The sequence below is a fragment of the Streptomyces sp. V4I23 genome (assembly GCF_030817975.1).
Lineage (GTDB): Bacteria > Actinomycetota > Actinomycetes > Streptomycetales > Streptomycetaceae > Streptomyces.
The window spans coordinates 4,236,070-4,258,215 of the sequence record NZ_JAUSZW010000004.1; the positions used below are offsets into that span (position 1 = coordinate 4,236,070).

Sequence of the window (22,146 nt, forward strand, 5' to 3'; positions counted from 1 at the left end):
GCACCGCCGGTCATCCGAAAGCGGCAGGAACAACCGGGCGAGCGGACAAGGGCGGTTGACGGCACCGCGCCGCCAGGGACGGGTCACGGAACAGGAGCGCCCGTGCGGACCTCACGCGGACCGCGGCCGCAGACCCTCCAGCAGGATGTCCAGCAGCCGGGCCGACGCGGCCTCCTGCTGCGCGGCGTCGGGCAGCGACGGCGCGGCCGTCGCTATCACCAGCAGCACGTCGGCCACGGTCACGTCACCGCGCAGCTCACCCGCGGCGCGTGCCCGCTCGACGAGCCGGCCCACGACCTCCAGGAGGTCCGCCGCGCCGGCGTCGTCCTGCTCCTCGGCCGGCACCGGGCGCGGCCCCACCACGCGCAGCCCGGACGGTGCCCCCGCCCTCTGCTGCGGCACCCACATGTCCTCGCGCGCCTCACCCGACAGGTCGTCCGCGCGATCCGCCGCCTCGTCGCCGTCCACCCCGACCCGCAGCACCTGCGGCGGGAGCAGCCGCCCCGCACCGGACGCAACCGAGGTGCGCAGGAACCGGGAGAGCGCCGACCACGGCTCCTCCTCCTGCCCGAGAGCCGTACGCGCCTGCTCGGTCAGCCGGGAGATCTCCTCCGCGGCTATCCGCCGCACGAGCACGTCCTTGCTCGGGAAACGGCGGTACACCGTGCCCACGCCGACCCGGGCGCGCCGGGCCACGTCCTCCATCGGGGCCCCGTACCCCAGCTCGCCGAACACCTCGCGGGCTGCGCGCAGGACATGCTCGAGATTGCGCTGCGCGTCCACGCGCAGCGGCGCCGAACGGCCCGTCCCGACCGGACCCGTCGGTCCGCTCCCATTGCCGTCCGCGGCCGAAGCCGGCGCGACGGCGGTCTGCCAATGCGAATCCTGGATGTGCATAAGCGTTCCCCCGGTCATGTCGTCTCCCCCCGGAGACATCCCCGCCTTGGTCTGCCGGGCGTGCCTTGACCTGGCACCCCGACCGACAACGAACATAGTTGAGCCGGAGTCAATTCAGAAGGGGGTACTTCGCACGGAGCGCCCCCCGATCGGAGCAAGGACCGGAAGGATCCCTATTCCACCCGCTGCCTCCCGCCACCCCGCCGGGCCTGACCTGCGCGGCTTCCGTTATGCCCCGAGCTGTGCCGCGACAGGGCCACCGACGGCTTCCGGTCACACAATCCGCCGGGCCTGTGGACAAACGACTGAGGTCGTTGCGTCATGGGATGGTGAAGGCTGCAAACTCCCGGGGCACGACCTCCGGCACCTCGCCGCGCACGCGCATTCTGGTCGTAGGCGGCGGCTACGTCGGGATGTACACCGCGCTGCGCCTCCAGCGGAAGCTGAAGCCGGAGCTCGACCGCGGCGACGTCGAGATCGTGGTGGTCGCCCCCGACCCTTATATGACGTATCAGCCGTTCTTGCCGGAGGCCGCGGCCGGTTCCATCTCCCCGCGCCATGTGGTCGTCCCCCTGCGTCGCGTCCTCGGCAGATGCACGATCGTCATCGGTGAGGCCCGCGCCGTCGACCATGCCAAGCGGACGGCGACCGTCACCACGCTCGCCACCGAGGAGGAGGGCGCCGGAGCCGTCGAGATCACCTACGACGAGCTCGTCATCGCCCCCGGCTCCGTCTCCCGCACCCTTCCCGTCCCCGGCCTCGCCGACTACGGCATCGGTTTCAAGACGGTCGAGGAAGCCATCGGCCTGCGCAACCACGTCATCGAGCAGATGGACATCGCGTCCTCCACCCGCGATCCGGCGATCCGCGACGCGGCCCTCACCTTCGTCTTCGTCGGCGGCGGTTACGCGGGCGTCGAGGCCCTGGCCGAACTCGAGGACATGGCCCGCTACACCGCGCGCTACTACCACAACGTCAAACCCGAGGACATGAAGTGGATCCTCGTGGAGGCGGCCGGGCGCATCCTGCCCGAGGTCGGCGAGGAGATGGGCCGCTACGCCGTCCGGGAGCTGCGCGCCCGGAACATCGACGTACGGCTGGACACCCGGCTCGAGTCGTGCGAGGACCGGGTCGCCGTGCTCAGCGACGGCTCCCGCTTCCCGACCCGGACCGTCGTCTGGACGGCCGGCGTCAAACCGGCGCCCCTGCTCGCCGCCACCGACCTCCCGCTCAACGAGCGCGGCCGCCTCGCCTGCACCGAACACCTCACCGTCGACGGCGTCGCCCACGCGTGGGCGGCGGGCGACGCGGCGTCCGTCCCGGACGTCACCTCCGACAGGCCCGGCGCCGAGTGCGCGCCCAACGCCCAGCACGCCCTGCGCCAGACCAAGGTCCTGGCCGAGAACATCGCGGCCGCCCTGCGCGGACAGCCCCTGCACCAGTACGCCCACAAGTACGTCGGCTCCGTCGCCTCCCTCGGACTCCACAAGGGCGTCGCCCACGTCTACGGCCGCAAGCTCAAGGGCTATCCGGCCTGGCTGATGCACCGCACCTACCACCTCAGCCGGGTGCCGACCTTCAACCGCAAGGCCCGCGTCCTGGCCGAATGGACCCTCGCCGGTCTCTTCAAACGTGAGATCGTCTCCCTCGGCTCGCTGGAGCATCCGCGGGCCGAGTTCGAATTCGCCGCGGGCGCCAGACGCAATGGCGACGGAAAGGACAGCGGCCCGCCGCCCAGTGCAGCGGACGAGTCGGCGGACAGTTCCCCGGACGGCCCTTCGGGTACCTGACGCCGCCGACAGGAGCTGGGCGAAAAGGACTGTCCGTCCGGTCGACCACACTGGACGTGTGACCATAGGTGGGCTCACACCTGCACAGAGTGACCCTTGGCGACGACCCCCATTGAGGCTTGAAAGTCAGTGAACTTCACGCGTTGGAGCCCCAGGCTCCCCGGTACGCAGCGTCGCGCCGCAGCACGGAGGACCGACCAGGGGCTCTCGCCGGTGCAGCGGGGCGACGGCTCGGTGCCCGCGGCCCGCGGTCAGTCCGGACAGCCGCCGGAGACCCCTTCGGACGTCCCGGCGCTGGAGGACTTCTCCGTGCCGGAGATCCTCGGCCGCCTCCCCGCCCTGGTCGCCCTCGTCTACGGACCCGACCACCGCATCGCGTACGTCAACGAGGCATACGCCGCCGCCTTCGGTCACCGCACGCTCGGCACCACGGCCGCCGACAGCTGCCCCGAGCTCGCCGAGCTGGGCCTGCTCCCGCTCATGGACCAGGTGCTGCGCAGCGGCAAGCCCCGTACGGTCAAGTCCCGCAGGACCCGGGGCGGAGGGTCGTACACGGTCACCTGCCTTCCCGCCGAACGGACCGAAGGCGGCAAGGAGCCCGAGGGCGTCCTGGTCTTCGCGGCCGACGTCACCGACCACGCCGAGGCCGCCGAGCGGCTGCGCGCCAGCGAGCGGCGTCACCGCGAGACCGCCGTGACCCTCCAGCGGTCGCTCCTGCCTCAGGAGTTGGAGCAGCCCGACGACCTGCGGTTCGCCGCCACCTACCAGCCCGGTGGCACGGACGCGGCGGTCGGCGGCGACTGGTACGACGTGATCACGCTCGGTGCCGGCCGTACGGCCCTGGTCATCGGCGACGTGATGGGCCGCGGTGTCCGCGCGGCAGCCGTCATGGGTCAGCTGCGCACCGCCGTACGGGCCTACGCCCGCCTGGACCTGCCGCCCCACGAGGTGCTCCAGCTCCTCGACGGACTCGCCTCCGAGATCGATCCCAGCCAGATCGCCACCTGTGTGTACGCGGTCCACGACCCGAACGAGGGCCGCTTGGTCTACGCGTCGGCCGGGCATCTGCCGATCCTCGTCCGCGACCAGGACGGCACCGTCCGCCGCGCCGACGAGCCCACCGGCCCGCCGCTCGGTACCGGCGGCTATCTGCACGCCTCGGGTTCCATCGACCTCCCGCCCGGCGCCACCGCCGTCCTCTACACGGACGGCCTGGTGGAGCGCCGGCGCGAGGACATCGACGAGGGGATGGCCGCGCTGGAGCGCGCGCTGTCCGGGGCGACCGGTACGCCGCAGGTGGTCTGCGACCGGCTGATCCGCTCCATGGGGGTGACCGCCGAGCACGACGACGACGTCGCGCTCCTCGTCCTGCAGCACCCGACCCGCAAAGGCGCGAACGCCGAGCTGTTCCACAACGCCGCGCTGGACCTCCTCGGCGGCATCGAGGCCGCGCCCCGCGCGCGTGCCTTCGCCTCCGGGGTACTGGCCTCCTGGCGTTTCTCGCCCGAGCTGCACGACCTCGGGGTCCTGGCCGTCAGCGAGCTGGTGGCCAATTCCCTCAAGCACGGTTCCCCGCCCATGCGCCTTCGGCTGCGTCGCACGGACCGGCGGCTGATCGTCGAGGTGACGGACGGGGACGAGCACCTGCCGCGACGCCGCCGGGCGGAGTCCGAGGACGAGGCGGGCCGCGGTATCTCGATCATCGCGACGATCGCCTCGTCCTGGGGAAGCCGCCGTACTCCGGGTGGCGGCAAGGCCGTCTGGTGCGAGTTCGCCCTGCCCTGACGCGTCAGTGGGCGGGGGCGACGGCCTCTTCGGGCTTGTGCACCGTCACCACGCGGGACTTCGGCGCGAGCGACGGCCGGTCCTGCACCGGCGTGAGCCGCTTGCCCAGCCGCAGCGCGAGCACGGTGATGCCGAGCGAGAACAGCACGAACGTCACGATGTACGGCCCCTGGAGCGCGGCGCCCATCGGACCGCCGACGGCCGGACCGACCGCCAGCGCGAGCTGCTTGACGAGCGCGAACGCTGAGTTGTACTGCCCGACCATCGACTCCGGCGCCAGGTCGGCGACCAGCGGGGCGACGGTCGGCGACAGCATGGCCTCGCCGAGCCCGAACAGCGCGTACGTCGAGATGAACGCGGCGGTCGCCATGGCCTGGCTGCCATGGCCGAGGCCCGCGTAGCCCGCGGCCGTCCACGCGACGGCCCAGATCAGGCCGACCGAGGCGATGACCCGGCTGCGGCTGCGGCGCTCGACGAACTTGAGCACCAGGAACTGTGCGGCCACGATCACCGCGGTGTTGGCGGCGAGCGCCGTGCCCAGGGTGGCGGGCTCAATCCCGGCAGCCTCGGTGCCGTACGCGGCGAGTCCGGATTCGAACTGGCCGTAGCAGGCGAAGAAGAGGACGAAGCCCAGCACCAGCAGTTGCACCATCGCCCGGTGTCCGAGCAGCGCGCGCATCCCGCCCCCGGCCCTGGCCTCCGTGTCGGCGGGCCGGGCACTGCGCAGCGATGCGGACTCGGGCAGCCGTACGGTCAGCGCGATGCCGACGAGGACGAGGAACATCGCGGCCTCGATGCCGAACAGCAGGGTGAAGCTGGCGGGCCGGCTCTCGTCGACGATGTGTCCACCGATCAGGCCGCCGATGCCGAGACCGAGGTTCTGCAGGAAGAACTGCATGGCGAAGGCGCGGGTGCGTGTCGTGGTCTCCGAGCACCAGACGATCATGGTGGCCAGCGCCGGCTGCATGACGGCGGTCCCGGCGCCGAGCACCGCCGCGGACAGGACGACGGACGGAACGCTCCCCGACAGCCCCATGCCCGCCGCTCCGACGGACGCCAACACCGCAGCGCCGACCAGTACGGGCAGCGGCCCGCGCCGGTCGATGACCCGTCCGGTGAACGGCAGGGCCACGAGTGCGGCCATCGCGAAGACGGCGAGCACCACGCCCGCCGCACTCGCGCCCAGGTCTCGCACCTGGGCCACGTAGATGTAGAGGTACGGAACGGTGAAGCCGAGCCCGAACGCGCTCAGCGCGTTCCCCGCCTGGATCCGGCGCATCGCTGCACCCTTCGCCTTGGTCACACTCACCCACTTCGGTCGAGGTCCTGCAGGACCTGGAGGACTGAAGCCTGAAGACTTCAATAGTAAAGTTCGAACCTGAACAATACACATTGAAGGACTTCAAGGCCAACGAGTGCCGTGCGATACTTCCGCGCATGCCTACTGAGACCCCCGCGGACGCCGTCTCCGGCCCGCAGGAGCCGACCCTCGACGAGCAGATCGCCGCCTACCAGCGCGAGTACGGGGATCTCGATCCCCAGGTCGAGAAGGTGGTCTCCGCGCTCGGACGGCTCAACCGCCGGATGAACGTCGCGTACGGCCGCCAGGTCGCGGCCCTCGGCATCAGCAACGCCGAGTGGGAGGTCCTCAAGACCCTGGTCCTCTCGGGCTCCCCCTATCGCCTCGGCCCCGGGGAGCTCGCCAAGCGCCTCGGTCTCACGCCGGCCGCGATGACCCACCGCATCGACCGGATGGCGGGCGAGGGCCTCGTGACCCGCGACCGGGACGAGAACAACCGCGTACGCGTGATCGTCGAGCTGACGGACGAGGGCCGCACGAAGTGGCTCGAGGCGATGCGCATGGCCACCACGTTCGAGGAGGACCTGCTCCAGGACCTCGCCCCGGACGAGCGCGCCCTGCTCGGCGAGCTGCTCATCCGCGTGCTGCGCCGGGTCGAGCACGACCAGCCGGACGCCGGCGGCCGCCTGACCGACCTGGACTAGCGACCGGCCTCCGGACTGCGGCGGGGGAGGGTTGACACGACCCCCGTCGATCTGTAAGGTTCTTCGAGTTGTCGCGGAGCCGGAACGGTTCTTCGACAGCCATCCTCGCCGCTGACGCGGCAACCACACTCAGCACGATCTCCCAGTCGGGACGAATTTCGCATGTCGAAATTCATTTCGATGACTCGATTATGAGTCGCCCGGGAAATCCGCTAGGGTTTGGACGTCGGAACGGCCCAACGGCCGGGAAGACAACCCCCTCTGACTGGGAATCAGGCCCGAAAGGATCTGATAGAGTCGGGTCCGCCGGAAAGGGAAGCGCGAAAGCGAAGAACTGGAAAGCACCGAGGAAATCGGATCGGAAAGATCTGATAGAGTCGGAAACGCAAGACCGAAGGGAAGCGCCCGGAGGAAAGCCTCAGAAGATGTTCTGCGGGTGAGTACAAAGGAAGCGTCCGTTCCTTGAGAACTCAACAGCGTGCCAAAAATCAACGCCAGATATGTTGATACCCCGTCCATCTCCGGATGGTCGAGGTTCCTTTGAAAAAGTCCATCCCGCTTGCGGGGTGGCAATCACAGCGAGGACGCTGTGAACGACCGGTCTTATTCCGACCGGTTGTTCCGCTCTCGGATGTGTCACCCGATCACGGGTAAACATTCATGGAGAGTTTGATCCTGGCTCAGGACGAACGCTGGCGGCGTGCTTAACACATGCAAGTCGAACGATGAACCTCCTTCGGGAGGGGATTAGTGGCGAACGGGTGAGTAACACGTGGGCAATCTGCCCTGCACTCTGGGACAAGCCCTGGAAACGGGGTCTAATACCGGATAACACTGCGGATCGCATGGTCTGCGGTTGAAAGCTCCGGCGGTGCAGGATGAGCCCGCGGCCTATCAGCTTGTTGGTGGGGTGATGGCCTACCAAGGCGACGACGGGTAGCCGGCCTGAGAGGGCGACCGGCCACACTGGGACTGAGACACGGCCCAGACTCCTACGGGAGGCAGCAGTGGGGAATATTGCACAATGGGCGAAAGCCTGATGCAGCGACGCCGCGTGAGGGATGACGGCCTTCGGGTTGTAAACCTCTTTCAGCAGGGAAGAAGCGAAAGTGACGGTACCTGCAGAAGAAGCGCCGGCTAACTACGTGCCAGCAGCCGCGGTAATACGTAGGGCGCAAGCGTTGTCCGGAATTATTGGGCGTAAAGAGCTCGTAGGCGGCTTGTCACGTCGGATGTGAAAGCCCGGGGCTTAACCCCGGGTCTGCATTCGATACGGGCAGGCTAGAGTGTGGTAGGGGAGATCGGAATTCCTGGTGTAGCGGTGAAATGCGCAGATATCAGGAGGAACACCGGTGGCGAAGGCGGATCTCTGGGCCATTACTGACGCTGAGGAGCGAAAGCGTGGGGAGCGAACAGGATTAGATACCCTGGTAGTCCACGCCGTAAACGTTGGGAACTAGGTGTTGGCGACATTCCACGTCGTCGGTGCCGCAGCTAACGCATTAAGTTCCCCGCCTGGGGAGTACGGCCGCAAGGCTAAAACTCAAAGGAATTGACGGGGGCCCGCACAAGCAGCGGAGCATGTGGCTTAATTCGACGCAACGCGAAGAACCTTACCAAGGCTTGACATATACCGGAAACGGCCAGAGATGGTCGCCCCCTTGTGGTCGGTATACAGGTGGTGCATGGCTGTCGTCAGCTCGTGTCGTGAGATGTTGGGTTAAGTCCCGCAACGAGCGCAACCCTTGTTCTGTGTTGCCAGCATGCCCTTCGGGGTGATGGGGACTCACAGGAGACTGCCGGGGTCAACTCGGAGGAAGGTGGGGACGACGTCAAGTCATCATGCCCCTTATGTCTTGGGCTGCACACGTGCTACAATGGCCGGTACAAAGAGCTGCGAAGCCGCGAGGCGGAGCGAATCTCAAAAAGCCGGTCTCAGTTCGGATTGGGGTCTGCAACTCGACCCCATGAAGTCGGAGTTGCTAGTAATCGCAGATCAGCATTGCTGCGGTGAATACGTTCCCGGGCCTTGTACACACCGCCCGTCACGTCACGAAAGTCGGTAACACCCGAAGCCGGTGGCCCAACCCCTCGGGGAGGGAGCTGTCGAAGGTGGGACTGGCGATTGGGACGAAGTCGTAACAAGGTAGCCGTACCGGAAGGTGCGGCTGGATCACCTCCTTTCTAAGGAGCACAGCACCGATTGCAGACAAACGTTCTGCACGGTCAGCTCATGGGTGGAACGTTGATTATTCGGCGCACTCGGTCACTGGTGACCGCTAGTACTGCTCCTCGGAGCGTGGAACGCGACCATCCAGGGATCGGCTGTGCCGGGCACGCTGTTGGGTGTCTGAGGGTGCGAGCGTTGCTCGCCCTTCGGGATGCCGGCCCCAGTGAACTCGCCCTGTATCGGGGTGGGGTGGTGGGTGGCTGGTCGTTGCTTGAGAACTGCACAGTGGACGCGAGCATCTGTGGCCAAGTTTTTAAGGGCGCACGGTGGATGCCTTGGCACCAGGAACCGATGAAGGACGTGGGAGGCCACGATAGTCCCCGGGGAGTCGTCAACCAGGCTTTGATCCGGGGGTTTCCGAATGGGGAAACCCGGCAGTCGTCATGGGCTGTCACCCACTGCTGAACACATAGGCAGTGTGGAGGGAACGAGGGGAAGTGAAACATCTCAGTACCCTCAGGAAGAGAAAACAACCGTGATTCCGGGAGTAGTGGCGAGCGAAACCGGATGAGGCCAAACCGTATGCGTGTGATACCCGGCAGGGGTTGCGCATACGGGGTTGCGGGAATTCTCTTGACCAGTCTGCCGGCTGGTCGACGAGTCAGAAACCGTATGGATAGGCGAAGGACATGCGAAAGGTCCGGCGTAGAGGGTAAGACCCCCGTAGCTGAAATTCATACGGCTCGTTTGAGAATTTCCCAAGTAGCACGGGGCCCGAGAAATCCCGTGTGAATCTGGCGGGACCACCCGCTAAGCCTAAATATTCCCTGGTGACCGATAGCGGATAGTACCGTGAGGGAATGGTGAAAAGTACCGCGGGAGCGGAGTGAAATAGTACCTGAAACCGTGTGCCTACAAGCCGTGGGAGCGTCGGATGCAAGCTTGCTTGTATCTCGTGACTGCGTGCCTTTTGAAGAATGAGCCTGCGAGTTTGCGGTGTGTTGCGAGGTTAACCCGTGTGGGGAAGCCGTAGCGAAAGCGAGTCCGAACAGGGCGACATAGTAGCGCGCTCAAGACCCGAAGCGGAGTGATCTAGCCATGGGCAGGTTGAAGCGGAGGTAAGACTTCGTGGAGGACCGAACCCACCAGGGTTGAAAACCTGGGGGATGACCTGTGGTTAGGGGTGAAAGGCCAATCAAACTCCGTGATAGCTGGTTCTCCCCGAAATGCATTTAGGTGCAGCGTCGTGTGTTTCTTGCCGGAGGTAGAGCACTGGATAGGCGATGGGCCCTACCGGGTTACTGACCTTAGCCAAACTCCGAATGCCGGTAAGTGAGAGCGCGGCAGTGAGACTGTGGGGGATAAGCTCCATGGTCGAGAGGGAAACAGCCCAGAGCATCGACTAAGGCCCCTAAGCGTACGCTAAGTGGGAAAGGATGTGGAGTCGCAGAGACAACCAGGAGGTTGGCTTAGAAGCAGCCACCCTTGAAAGAGTGCGTAATAGCTCACTGGTCAAGTGATTCCGCGCCGACAATGTAGCGGGGCTCAAGCGTACCGCCGAAGTCGTGTCATTGCAGTACATACCCCCAACGGGGACTGTGATGGGTAGGGGAGCGTCGTGTGCCGGGTGAAGCAGCCGCGGAAGCGAGTTGTGGACGGTTCACGAGTGAGAATGCAGGCATGAGTAGCGATACACACGTGAGAAACGTGTGCGCCGATTGACTAAGGGTTCCTGGGTCAAGCTGATCTGCCCAGGGTAAGTCGGGACCTAAGGCGAGGCCGACAGGCGTAGTCGATGGACAACCGGTTGATATTCCGGTACCCGCTTTGAAACGCCCAGTACTGAACCCGTTAATGCTAAGGCCGTGAAGCCGCCGGCTGAGTCTTCGGACGAGGTCGGAGTGGTGGAGCCGCTGACCCAAGGCGGTAGTAGGTAAGTGATGGGGTGACGCAGGAAGGTAGTCCAGCCCGGGCGGTGGTTGTCCCGGGGTAAGGGTGTAGGCCGTTGTGTAGGCAAATCCGCACAACATCAAGGCTGAGACCTGATGCCGAGCCGATTGTGGTGAAGTGGATGATCCTATGCTGTCGAGAAAAGCCTCTAGCGAGTTTCATGGCGGCCCGTACCCTAAACCGACTCAGGTGGTCAGGTAGAGAATACCGAGGCGTTCGGGTGAACTATGGTTAAGGAACTCGGCAAAATGCCCCCGTAACTTCGGGAGAAGGGGGGCCATCACCGGTGAGAGCACTTGCTGCTTGAGCTGGGGGTGGCCGCAGAGACCAGCGAGAAGCGACTGTTTACTAAAAACACAGGTCCGTGCGAAGCCGTAAGGCGATGTATACGGACTGACGCCTGCCCGGTGCTGGAACGTTAAGGGGACCGGTTAGCTGACTTTCGGGTCGGCGAAGCTGAGAACTTAAGCGCCAGTAAACGGCGGTGGTAACTATAACCATCCTAAGGTAGCGAAATTCCTTGTCGGGTAAGTTCCGACCTGCACGAATGGCGTAACGACTTCTCGACTGTCTCAACCATAGGCCCGGTGAAATTGCACTACGAGTAAAGATGCTCGTTTCGCGCAGCAGGACGGAAAGACCCCGGGACCTTTACTACAGTTTGATATTGGTGTTCGGTTCGGCTTGTGTAGGATAGGTGGGAGACTGTGAAGCTTGGACGCCAGTTCAGGTGGAGTCGTCGTTGAAATACCACTCTGGTCGTGCTGGATGTCTAACCTGGGTCCGTGATCCGGATCAGGGACAGTGTCTGATGGGTAGTTTAACTGGGGCGGTTGCCTCCCAAAGGGTAACGGAGGCGCCCAAAGGTTCCCTCAGCCTGGTTGGCAATCAGGTGTTGAGTGTAAGTGCACAAGGGAGCTTGACTGTGAGACCGACGGGTCGAGCAGGGACGAAAGTCGGGACTAGTGATCCGGCGGTGGCTTGTGGAAGCGCCGTCGCTCAACGGATAAAAGGTACCCCGGGGATAACAGGCTGATCTTCCCCAAGAGTCCATATCGACGGGATGGTTTGGCACCTCGATGTCGGCTCGTCGCATCCTGGGGCTGGAGTCGGTCCCAAGGGTTGGGCTGTTCGCCCATTAAAGCGGTACGCGAGCTGGGTTTAGAACGTCGTGAGACAGTTCGGTCCCTATCCGCTGTGCGCGTAGGAGTCTTGAGAAGGGCTGTCCCTAGTACGAGAGGACCGGGACGGACGAACCTCTGGTGTGCCAGTTGTCCTGCCAAGGGCATGGCTGGTTGGCTACGTTCGGAAAGGATAACCGCTGAAAGCATCTAAGCGGGAAGCCTGCTTCGAGATGAGGACTCCCACCTCCTTGAGAGGGTAAGGCTCCCAGTAGACGACTGGGTTGATAGGCCGGATATGGAAGCCAGGTAACTGGTGGAGTTGACCGGTACTAATAGGCCGAGGGCTTGTCCTCAGTTGCTCGCGTCCACTGTGTTAGTTCTGAAGTAACGAACTCGCCTTGCCGGCTGGTAGTTCGGACATCTTCATAGAGTTTCGGTGGTCATTGCGTTAGGGAAACGCCCGGTTACATTCCGAACCCGGAAGCTAAGCCTTTCAGCGCCGATGGTACTGCAGGGGGGACCCTGTGGGAGAGTAGGACGCCGCCGAACAATCATTGTGGGAAAGCCCCGGAACACTGTTCCGGGGCTTTCCTGCGTTCGGGGGTGTGTGCGGGTGCAGCAGGGGACGCAGCGGCACAGTGCGCCTCGGCGGAAACCCCGTTGCCGTGGCGCAGGGGCCTTGGCCACTATCGGGGCATGGACTACGTCATCCGGCCCGTGCGGGCCGAAGAATGGGCCAAGGCCCGCGAGTTGCGGCTTGCCGCCCTTCAGGACCCGCTGGCCTCGATAGCTTTTCTGGAGACGTACGAGGACGCCGTCGTGCGGCCGGACTCCTTCTGGCAGGAGCGCACGGCCTCGGCGGCGGCCGGCCGCGAGGTGATCCAGTTCATCGGCGAGGCCCCGGACGGGAGCTGGGACGGCACGGTGTCCTTGCTGGTGGAGCGACCTGGCGCCGAGGCGCGGGTCGGGAAGCCGGCGGCGGTGGAACAGACGCATGTGGTGGGCGTGTTCGTCCGGCCGGAGGCGCGGGGGAGCGGTCTCGCGGACGCGCTGTTCCGTGCGGCGCTGGAGTGGTCGTGGGCGCTGGAATCGCCGCGGGTGGAGCGGGTACGTCTGATCTTCCACGCGGACAACGTGCGGGCCGAGGCGCTCTACCGGCGCGCGGGCTTCGTGCCGAGCGCCGACACGTCTCCTATTCCGGGGGACGAGATGGCGCGCGAGTACGAGGTCAGGCGCGAGGCGGCCTAGCCAGGGGCTCAGTGGGAGGGCAGGGGGGCCGTCCAGCGGGCGCGGGCCTGTTCGGCCGAGCGCAGCAGGACGAGTGTCGGCAGGCCCTGGTCCTGGCCGGTGGCGAGGAGCTCGGGGAGCACGGGCAGCGGCGCCACGGCCGCGACGTCGTCGAGGACGAGGGTCAGTGGTGGGTCGAGCCGACCGTCGGATGACCGTGCGGCCATGCGGCGGCCGTGCTCGACCACGTCTGAGGCGAGTGCCGTGAGCAGCGGCATCGCACCGGGGTGGGAGCGCGGATCCTCGATCGGTTCACCCACCACGTAAAGCGTGCCCGCTTCGTTCACAAAAGATTCCAAGGCCAGCGAATCGGTTCGATGGGGAGTGCATGCCTCACGGATGTGGACCGACGACAGCGCCGCGAAGGCACGGCCGGTCAACTGCTGGGCGATGTCCCGGCGTTCCGGATACGCGGTGAGCGCGGACTCCAGCAGTCCGGCCAGTCCGGCGGCGGCCTTGGGATGCGTGCGGAGGATGCGTACGGGCTCGTGGGCCCCGGTGCCCTGCGCCCAGCGGTGGACCTGGCGGAACGGGCGGCCGTCCACGGCGGCGGCGTGCAGCCAGCAGCGCAGGAGCGTTTCCGCTGTGTCGGCCATGGCGGCGTCGATCAGGGCCCGGGGTCGCACGGGCGAAAGGAGGGCGGTGGCGCGGGCGGCCGCGGTCCGTTCGTCCTCGCAGCCGGCGGTGGGCGACCAGTGGAGCCGGGAAGGGGTGTCGCACAGGTGCCCGGGGTCGTAGACGAGAACGGGTCCCAGCTTGGCGCGGGCGCCCTTCGTCTCGGCCCACACGGAGGCGTCGGAGGTGACGACGAGGACAGGGCCCTCGGCGTCGACGAGCGCCTGGACGGTGGACGGCCGGCGGGTGGCGGGATCGCCGTACAGGACGCGGGAACCGGTGCCGCGCGGGCCGGGGACGGTGGTCGGGACACCCGTGGGCGGGTACGGGACCGGGGCCGCTGCGGTGGACGGGGCCGCTGCGGTGGACGGGGCCGCGGACGCGTGCGGGTACGGAGCCGGTGCGGGGGCCGTCGTCGCCGGGTCGGCCGGCTGGACTGCGGGGGCGGGCCCGGGGGCCGTGGGCACGGTCTGTTCGGACACAGGCGGCGCGGGGACGGTCTGCTCGGGCACGGGCGGCGCCGGGGCCTCGGATGCCGTCTCCACGGCCGTGGCGGCCGAGGGCGCCGTGTCGGCCCCGCCGTGCGGCTCCGACGACATCCGCCCGATCGCGTGCTTCTCGGCGCGGGCCCTCGCGCGGACCGCACGCCAGCGTGCCACCGTGCCCAGCGTGAACACGGTCAGCACGACCAGCACCATCAGTTCGCCGATGGCCAGGCCCCAGAACAGCCCGTATCCGGAGAGCTCGGCGGGCGGGGTCGATGGCCAGGCGGCGGGCAGGTCCTGCGGGGCCGAGACCAGCGACCGCAACGCCATGGGCGTACTGGTGAAGGTCACGCCCGTCGGCCAGGCACCGTGCGCGAACAGACCCGCCAGGCCCGTCGCCGTCCACACCAGCACCGTCAGCCCGAGCAGAAAGCCCAGAAGCCCGACCAACAGGCCGTCGGGGATGCCTCCTTCGCGCTCCCCGTTCCGGCCCCGCCCCTGGCGCCCCTGCTCCATCTCACGCCACCGTCGACTCTGAGGACTCGTCCCACTGCTGTTGCCGCTCGATCAGCGCCGCCCGCTGCTCCGCCTCCCACTCCGCGGCCTGGACGTGCTCCGGCACCGCGGGCCGCGAGGACTCCGTCATCGCCCGGTCGGTGAAGACGAGGGGCCGTTCGGCCTCGGTCACCAGGTGTTTGACCACCTGGACGTTGCCGTTGACGTCCCAGACGGCGATGCCCGGGGTGAGCGTCGGGATGATCTCGACGGCCCAGCGCGGCAGGCCGAGCACGCGCCCGGTGGCCCGCGCCTCGTCGGCCTTCTGGGCGTAGATCGTCCGCGTCGACGCCATCTTCAGGATGGCCGCGGCCTCCCGTGCCGCCGCGCCGTCCACCACGTCGGACAGATGGTGCACGACCGCCACGAACGACAGGCCGAGCCGCCGCCCGAACTTGAGCAGCCGCTGGAAGAGCTGCGCGACGAACGGGCTGTTGATGATGTGCCACGCCTCCTCCACCAGGAAGATGCGCTTCTTGCGGTCGGGCCGGATCCAGGTGTGCTCCAGCCACACGCCGACGATCGCCATCAGGATCGGCATCGCGATCGAGTTGCGGTCGATGTGGGACAGGTCGAACACGATGAGCGGCGCGTCCAGGTCGATGCCGACCGTCGTCGGTCCGTCGAACATGCCGCGCAGGTCGCCGTCGACGAGCCGGTCGAGAACGAGGGCCACGTCCAGGCCCCAGGCGCGTACATCGTCTATGTCGACGTTCATCGCCTCGGCGGACGCCGCCTCGGGGTGGCGCAGCTGCTCCACGATGTCCATGAGGACGGGCTGCCGGTCGGTGATCGACTCGTTCACGTACGCGTGGGCCACCTTCAGCGCGAAGCCGCTGCGCTCGTCGAGGCCGTGGCCCATCGCGACCTCGATGATGGTCCGCAGCAGGGCGAGCTGGCCGGTGCTGGTGATCGCCGGGTCGAGCGGGTTGAGGCGGATGCCGCCGTCGAGCGCCGTCATCGGGTCCAGCCGGATGGGCGTGATCCCCAGCTCCTGCGCGATCAGGTTCCACTCGCCGACGCCGTCCTCCCCCTGCGCGTCGAGGACGACGACCTGACGGTCGCGGAAGCGCAACTGCCGCAGGACGTACGTCTTCTCCAGTGCCGACTTGCCGTTGCCGGACTCGCCGAGCACCAGCCAGTGCGGGGCGGGGAGCTGCTGCCCGTACAGCTGGAAGGGGTCGTAGATGTAGCCCTTGCCGCTGTAGACCTCGCGGCCGATGATCACGCCCGAGTCGCCGAGGCCGGGTGCGGCCGTCGGGAGGTAGACGGCCTGCGCCTGCCCGGTCGAGGTGCGGACGGGCAGACGGGTCGTCTCCACCTTTCCGAACAGGAAGGAGGTGAAGGCATCCGTGAGGACGGACAGCGGATCACGCATGGCTCAAGGCCCCTATCGGCGGATGCCGGTCGCGAACGGAAGGGTGTTCACAAAGGCCCTGTGGTGCTCGCGGTCGCACCACTCCAGCTTCAGATACGACTTGCCGGCAGAGGCCCTGATCGTGCGCTTGTCCCTGGCCAGGGCCTCGGGCGAACGCGACGACACAGTGATGTACCCGACGAGGTTGACCCCCGCCGCACCGCTCGCGAGATCTTCACCCCGCTGGTCGAGCCGTCCGTGCGCGGCGATGTCGCGCGGATCGACGGTCCGGTTCATCTTGGCGGCTCGGCTGGCGTCCGCCTCGTCGTTGGTCTTCTCGGTGAGCATGCGCTCGATGGCGACCTCGGTGGGCTCCAGGTCCATCGTCACCGCGACCGTACGGATCACGTCGGGGGTGTGGACGAGCAGCGGCGCGAGGAAGTTGACGCCGACCGGGGTCATCGGCCACTCCTTGACCCACGCGGTGGAGTGGCACCAGGGGGCGCGGGTGGAGGACTCGCGGGTCTTGGCCTGGAGGTAGGTGGGCTCGACGGCGTCGAGCTCGGCCGGCCAGGCGTTTCGTTTTGTCATCGCCTGGATGTGGTCGATGGGGTGGTCCGGGTCGTACATGGAGTGCACGAGGGACGCGAGGCGGGCCTGGCCGAGGGGCTGCCGTACGCGGATGTCCGCCTCCGCCAGCCGGGCGCAGATGTCGGTGAGCTCGCGGGCCATGACGACGGCGAGGCCGGCGTCCTTGTCGAGCCGCCTGGCGCCGGAGGCGTGCTTGGCGGCCCGGGCCATGGCGTGGGCCTCGGCGGCGAGTTCGCGCGAGTAGTGCATGCAGGCGACGAGGTAGGCGCGGTGCTGCTCGCTGGAGGTGGACACCATGGACTGGAGCTGTTCGTACGACTCCTGGAGCCAGGCCGGCGCCTTCTCGTCCCCGCGCTGGGCGACGTCCTTGGCGTGCGCGTCGGGGTCGGCGGGCAGGGTGCGCGCGAGCATCTGAAGGCGCGTCACGAAGCCGTCACCGTTGGCGACATGCTTGAGCAGCGTGCCGAACCGGTCGACCAGCGCCTCCTGGTCCTCGCTGTCGCGCAGACCGACGCCGGGGCCCTCGATCTCGATGGCCGCGGTGACGGTGCGCCGGTCGGCGTGCAGCAGGACGGCGATCTCGTCGGGGCCGAAGGGGGCGGCGAGCCAGTTGATCCGCCCGATGCCCGGCGGCGGGCCGACCTCGATCTCCCGCCCGTCGATCCGGGTGCCGGCCTCGACGGCGCCGGATCGGTAGGTGGTGCCCTGGCGCAGGGTGCGCTTGTAGCTGCGGTTGATTTCGAACCATTTGTAGAAGGTGCGGCCCTTGTAGGGGACGTACACGGCGGCGAGCGCGAGCATCGGGAAGCCCGTGAGCAGCACGATCCGCAGGGACAGGACGGGGACCAGCAGCCCGCTCATCATGCCGAGGAACGCGCCGGCGATGATCAGTGCGATCTCGCCGGTCTCGCGGTTCTTGCCGACGATCGCGTTCGGCCGGGCGCGGCCGATGAGGTACGTGCGGCGGGGCGCGATGGGTGGGGACTGGGTCGTCAACGCCGGCCACCTCCTGTGCTGTTGCGGTTGCTGTGCGGGGTGCCGCTGGTCGGGGTGCTGCTACGGGGCGAGGGCGCGGCTCCCTGGCCCGTACGGCTGCCGTGTGCCGCGACGCCGCCGCTGACGGGGTTGGCGGGGCGGGGCGTGCTTGCGCCGGAGTCGCCGCCGGTGTTCTGGTTGCCCCGGGAGCTGTGGGTCTTGATGCCCTGCGAGACGAGGGCGGCCGGGGAGCTGATGACGGCGGCGGCCTTGCCCTCGGCGGCGTTCTGGATGCGGTTGTTGCGGGAGTTGGCGATCTCGTCGCCGAAGCCGGGGACGAAGCGGTAGATCATGGCGGAGGCGAAGATTGCGAGCAGGATGATCGAGAGCCCGGACACGACGGCGGAGAAGGAGTCCGGCCCCTCGCCCGCGGAGAGCGCGCCGGCGAGGCCGAGCACGATGACGATGACGGGCTTGACCAGGATGACGGCGATCATGATCCCCGCCCAGCGGCGGACGTGGCCCCACATGTTCTTGTCGACGAGCCCTGCGTAGACGACGACGCCGAGGAGGGCGCCGACGTAGAGCAGCACGGCGCGGATGAACAGCTCGAGGTAGAGGATGCCGGCGGCGAGGACGGTGACCAGCGCGACGATGATCAGCATGATCGGGCCACCGCTGATGCTGTCGCCCTTCTGGAGGGCCTCCTTGAAGCTGCCGAAGAAGATGTCGGTCTGCTGACCGGTCCCGGAGGCGATGACCTCGGTGACGGCGTCGGTGGCGGTGACGACGGTGTAGAGGATCAGCGGCGTGAAGGCGGAGGCGAGGACGGTCAGCCAGAGGAAGCCGACGGCCTCGGAGATCGCGGTGGTGAGCGGTACGCCGCGGATGGCGCGCTTGGCGACGGCGAGCAGCCACAGGATGAGCGTGAGGACGGTGGCGGCGGCGAAGACGATGGCGTAGCGGGCGAGGAAGGCGGGGTTGGTGAAGTCGACCTCGGCGGTCTCCTTGACGGCGCCGGAGAGGTAGTCGAGCAGGGTGACGGCGGCGTCGGCGCAGCCACGGGCGAGGGAGGCGAGGGGGTCGAGGGCGTCCGCCGGATCGTTCCCGACGGATGACCGTCCGACGCCGGGGGAGTCGCCGTCTTCGCAGTAGTCGCGGGCGGGGCCGACGATGAGATCACACTTGCCCTCATCGGACGGTGGCGGTGACGGGGCTGCGAACGCCCGGGCGGACAGGAGGACCGCTGCACACTGAAGCGACGCAACGGCCGACGCGACCGTAAGCGCACGGCGTGGACTACCGGGCATACGTGAACCCTCCGTACTGCTCTACGGCCTTGGCGATCTCGTCGGCGTCAGAGGCGGTGCGGTCCGCGTTCACGGGTGCCGGACCGTCCTTCTGGGAGAAGCTTTCGACCTTCCAGTCCGAGTCGGCCCAGCGCAGGGCCAGCGTCATCGTGAACCAGTCGTTGGTTACCGGGTTGGTCGAGCTGACCCCAGCAGTACCGAACACGCCGGTGCACCAGACCTCTACCGTGGCGGTGTCGGGCGTGAATGCAGTGATCTTGGTCCCGACGGGTGCGGTACGGGACACGTACGTCATCCCGGCGGGAGCGTTGCCATTGGCGTCGAGGCCGATCTTGTCGAGGAAGTCCTTGTCGTACGCCTGGTCGAGCTTCCCTTCGAGTTCCGCGGCCTTGTCGGCGACGAACAGTTGACGCACGATCGTGCCACGCCGGTCGGGCCTCAAGATGTCCGACGAAACGAGCGCCACCGCGTAATTCGCCGCCGCGCTCTGAGCCCCCTGCTCGTCCCGTGCGTAGCCCGTCGGGATGCCGCCCTCGTTGCCCTTCACCGGGCGCACCCCCGTCGCCGCCGTCGGGCGGCTGTCGGGGGACTTGCCGGTGTCGCCCGACGTGTCCTCCGCCCCGCCGCCCCTGTTGGCGAAGGCGATCGCCGCGATCAGTAGCACCACCACGCCCACCACCCCGATGAGCGAACGTGAGGTGCGCACCGGGCGGCGGGCGCTGCCGTAGACGTCGTCGCTCGTGCCCGGGAGCCGGGTGCGGGTCTGGCCCGAGCCGCCGAAGCCCTCGTTCGTACGGCTGTCGTGCTCGTCGCCGAGGCTCATCTCGGGCAGGCCCCCTCAACCGGTAGTGGACGTGCTGCGGACCGCGCGGACGCGGTGTGGTGACGTGACATCAGCAGGATGGGGGACATCGGGGGAGACGCAACCTCGGAGGTGGGCCGGGCGAGCCCGGAGAGGACGGGCGGGCGGCCGGGCTAGACGGCCATCCCGTACACGATGGTGAACAAGGTCCCCAGTGAGCCGATGATGAAGACGCCGGTGAGTCCGGCGACGATCAGGCCCTTGCCCTGCTCCGCACTGAAGGTGTCGCGGAGTGCCGTCGCGCCGATGCGCTGCTTGGCCGCGCCCCAGATGGCGATGCCGAGGCAGAGGAGGATGGCAACGGCCATCACGACCTCGATCATCACTCGAGCCTCGTTGCCCAGGCTTCCGAAGGGTCCCCAATTCGGGGCGATACCGCCGATGATGGTGGTGATGTCGCCCTTTTCGGCTGCCAGGATCATGTAACTCACCGCCCCTGTTGGGTTGTTCGCCGCCCACGCCACTCGGCACGGGCCAGGTTCTATCTTCGCTGATGAAACCGCCCGCGTAAGCCGACTTCGAGGGTCTCTTTACCCGATCTCCGCACGTTTGACCGAAGCGGCTGCCTTGACCTGCGAAGGCGTGGCGTGATTCGACCCCTGTACACATATCGTCACTCTGTGTATCACGGAGAGTGACTCCGGGCAATGACTGTCGTTGTGCCACCTTTGGGGCGGTCTCGTCGGGTGAGGAGGTGGAGACGCCTCACCCGCCAGGTGGCATTCGCGCCAAAGTCCATGACAAATTAGCCATCCGTAATTGTTTACGCGTTCAACTGACGTCGCTACGGTCCGCTCCCATGGGCCACTCACACGCACACCGTCCGTACGTCTCCCGCCGGGACTTCCTGCGCCGCAGTGCGATCGTCGGTGCGGTGGGTGCGACGGCCGCGAGTGGTGCCTGGTTCTGGCGGCAGCCCGCGTACGGCGCCGATACCCCCGTCTCGCAGGTCCACGTGAACTTCGGCAGTGACGCGGCGCGCGAGATGACGGTCAGCTGGATGACCCCCGGACCGGTGCGCAGCCCGTTCGTCCAGCTCGGCGGCGACCGGGTGGCCGCGCAGACCGCGCAGTACCCCGGCTACCCCGGCTACTTCCACCACGCGCGGCTCACGCGGCTGGTTCCGGGCACGTCGTACGGCTACCGCATCGGGCACGCGGACAAGACCGTCACGCCGGCGTACGGCTTCACCACCGGGCCGCGCGGTCGGGAGAAGTTCACGTTCACGGCATTCGGCGACCAGGGGACCGACCTCGCGACCACGGCGCAGCAGCCGGTTCAGCCGAGCCTGAACACCAAGCTGGCGCAGTCGTTCAATCCCGCGTTCCACGTCATCGTCGGCGACCTGGCCTACGCCAACGGCGACCAGAAGCTGTGGGACGAGTGGTTCGACATGATCTCGCCCATGGCCACGTCCACGCCGTGGATGCCGTGCATCGGCAACCACGAGATCGAGAGCCAGCTCGATGTGCTGGGGACCGGTGACAGCTGGGGCGAGTGGGGCTACGACCCGTACCGGACGCGCTTCGCCCTGCCCGGCAACGGCTACCCGGAACTGGACAACTGCTTCTACTCGTTCCGCTACGGCAGCGTCGTCTTCATCAGCATCGACAACAACGACGTGAACACCGAGATCAAGCACAACATCGGCTACACCGGCGGCCGTCAGCGGCTGTGGGCCGAGAAGGCCCTCGCCGCCGCCCACGCGGACAAGGGCGTCGACTTCATCGTCGTTCTGATGCACCAGGCGGCGTTCAGCTCCTCCTCGCGGCACGGAGCGGACGACGGTGTACGCGAGACCTGGCTCCAGCTGTTCGCCCGCTACTCGGTGGACCTGGTGCTCCAAGGGCACGACCACAACTACGAGCGCAGCCATGTGCTCGCCGGCGACCAGGTCGTCGCCGACGTGCCCAACAAGCTGGACCTCGGCACCGCGTACATCCTGTGCGGCAACGGCGGCGCGGTGCAGGACTCGTTCGACCCTGTCCAGCCGGCCTGGTCCGCCTTCCGTCAGGCGCTCAAGATCGGCACGCTGAAGGTCGAGGTGGACCCGCTCACTCCGAACGGGATGAGCCGTCTCACCCTCGGCGAGTACTGGGCGCTGGACGGCTCGCCCATCGAGGAGGGCATCGTCCTGGAGAAGAACGCGAAGTCCGCGCCGCGCCAGGACGATGCGGCAGGCACCGCTACGCAGAGCGCCGCCCCGGCGATCACGCTTCCCGCCGCGGACGCTCCCGCCGGGACCACGCTGATCGGCGTGGAGGCGGCGGGAGCGACCGGTCTCGCCCTGCACGTCCGCACGCGTGATGAAGCCCTGGACGAGCGCGTCTCGCTGAGCTGACGGGCCGGCCGTCTCGCCGCGCGGCTGTGGGGTGTGATTGCCGCCATG

Annotated in this window: 13 protein-coding genes and 3 rRNA genes; 8 read left to right on the top strand and 8 right to left on the bottom strand. The window is 67.4% G+C overall.

The features are described 5' to 3' along the window. Positions 1-111 precede the first annotated feature (111 nt). The gene (locus QFZ82_RS21530; protein ID WP_307717798.1) at positions 112-897 is read right to left on the bottom strand and encodes a TetR/AcrR family transcriptional regulator; all 786 of its coding nucleotides are present in this window, start codon (positions 895-897) and stop codon (positions 112-114) included. A gap of 326 nt (positions 898-1,223) precedes the next feature. Between QFZ82_RS21530 and QFZ82_RS21535 the strand changes: the two genes are divergently transcribed. Continuing rightward, complete coding sequence (locus tag QFZ82_RS21535) at positions 1,224-2,687, top strand: NAD(P)/FAD-dependent oxidoreductase (protein WP_307714701.1); 1,464 nt, start codon at positions 1,224-1,226, stop codon at positions 2,685-2,687. Between the two features lie 129 nt (positions 2,688-2,816). Next, positions 2,817-4,472, top strand: a complete 1,656-nt coding sequence (locus QFZ82_RS21540; RefSeq protein ID WP_307714702.1) for a SpoIIE family protein phosphatase — start codon at positions 2,817-2,819, stop codon at positions 4,470-4,472. A 4-nt stretch (positions 4,473-4,476) separates the two neighbouring features. On the opposite strand, the gene QFZ82_RS21545 is transcribed toward QFZ82_RS21540, so the two are convergent. Next, the gene (locus QFZ82_RS21545; RefSeq protein ID WP_307714703.1) at positions 4,477-5,751 is read right to left on the bottom strand and encodes an MFS transporter; all 1,275 of its coding nucleotides are present in this window, start codon (positions 5,749-5,751) and stop codon (positions 4,477-4,479) included. 158 nt (positions 5,752-5,909) lie between these two features. Here QFZ82_RS21545 and QFZ82_RS21550 point away from each other — a divergent pair, with 158 nt between their 5' ends. The 5 genes from QFZ82_RS21550 (at position 5,910) to QFZ82_RS21570 (ending at position 12,968) form a co-directional block, all read left to right on the top strand. Beyond that, positions 5,910-6,476, top strand: a complete 567-nt coding sequence (locus QFZ82_RS21550) for a MarR family winged helix-turn-helix transcriptional regulator (protein ID WP_307714704.1) — start codon at positions 5,910-5,912, stop codon at positions 6,474-6,476. Between the two features lie 657 nt (positions 6,477-7,133). Next, positions 7,134-8,660, top strand: a 16S ribosomal RNA gene (locus tag QFZ82_RS21555). 289 nt (positions 8,661-8,949) lie between these two features. Continuing rightward, positions 8,950-12,073, top strand: a 23S ribosomal RNA gene (locus tag QFZ82_RS21560). Positions 12,074-12,152: 79 nt separating this feature from the next. After that, a 5S ribosomal RNA gene (gene rrf / locus QFZ82_RS21565) occupies positions 12,153-12,269 on the top strand. Together the 16S, 23S and 5S rRNA genes form the textbook arrangement of a ribosomal RNA operon. A 147-nt stretch (positions 12,270-12,416) precedes the next feature. Further along, entirely contained in the window at positions 12,417-12,968 is a 552-nt protein-coding gene (locus QFZ82_RS21570) for a GNAT family N-acetyltransferase (RefSeq protein WP_307714705.1), read from the top strand. An 8-nt stretch (positions 12,969-12,976) separates the two neighbouring features. On the opposite strand, the gene QFZ82_RS21575 is transcribed toward QFZ82_RS21570, so the two are convergent. The 6 genes from QFZ82_RS21575 to QFZ82_RS21600 form a co-directional block, all read right to left on the bottom strand. Next, positions 12,977-14,623, bottom strand: coding sequence for a type VI secretion protein (locus tag QFZ82_RS21575; protein ID WP_307714706.1), 1,647 nt, complete (start codon positions 14,621-14,623; stop codon positions 12,977-12,979). Between the two features lies 1 nt (position 14,624). Then, entirely contained in the window at positions 14,625-16,040 is a 1,416-nt protein-coding gene (locus tag QFZ82_RS21580; protein ID WP_307714707.1) for an ATP-binding protein, read from the bottom strand. 12 nt (positions 16,041-16,052) lie between these two features. Further along, complete coding sequence (locus QFZ82_RS21585) at positions 16,053-17,606, bottom strand: SCO6880 family protein (protein ID WP_307714708.1); 1,554 nt, start codon at positions 17,604-17,606, stop codon at positions 16,053-16,055. Next, positions 17,603-18,895 carry a hypothetical protein gene (locus QFZ82_RS21590; RefSeq protein ID WP_307714709.1) on the bottom strand — a complete coding sequence of 431 codons (1,293 nt, stop codon included), beginning with the start codon at positions 18,893-18,895 and terminating at the stop codon, positions 17,603-17,605. Before QFZ82_RS21590 ends, QFZ82_RS21585 begins: the two co-directional genes overlap by 4 nt. Continuing rightward, positions 18,885-19,718, bottom strand: a complete 834-nt coding sequence (locus QFZ82_RS21595) for a hypothetical protein (protein ID WP_307714710.1) — start codon at positions 19,716-19,718, stop codon at positions 18,885-18,887. The genes QFZ82_RS21590 and QFZ82_RS21595 overlap by 11 nt, the downstream gene beginning before the upstream one ends. Before the next feature lie 152 nt (positions 19,719-19,870). Then, positions 19,871-20,179 carry a hypothetical protein gene (locus QFZ82_RS21600; RefSeq protein WP_142217964.1) on the bottom strand — a complete coding sequence of 103 codons (309 nt, stop codon included), beginning with the start codon at positions 20,177-20,179 and terminating at the stop codon, positions 19,871-19,873. A gap of 377 nt (positions 20,180-20,556) precedes the next feature. Here QFZ82_RS21600 and QFZ82_RS21605 point away from each other — a divergent pair, with 377 nt between their 5' ends. Next, entirely contained in the window at positions 20,557-22,098 is a 1,542-nt protein-coding gene (locus QFZ82_RS21605) for a metallophosphoesterase family protein (protein ID WP_307714711.1), read from the top strand. Positions 22,099-22,146 lie beyond the last annotated feature (48 nt).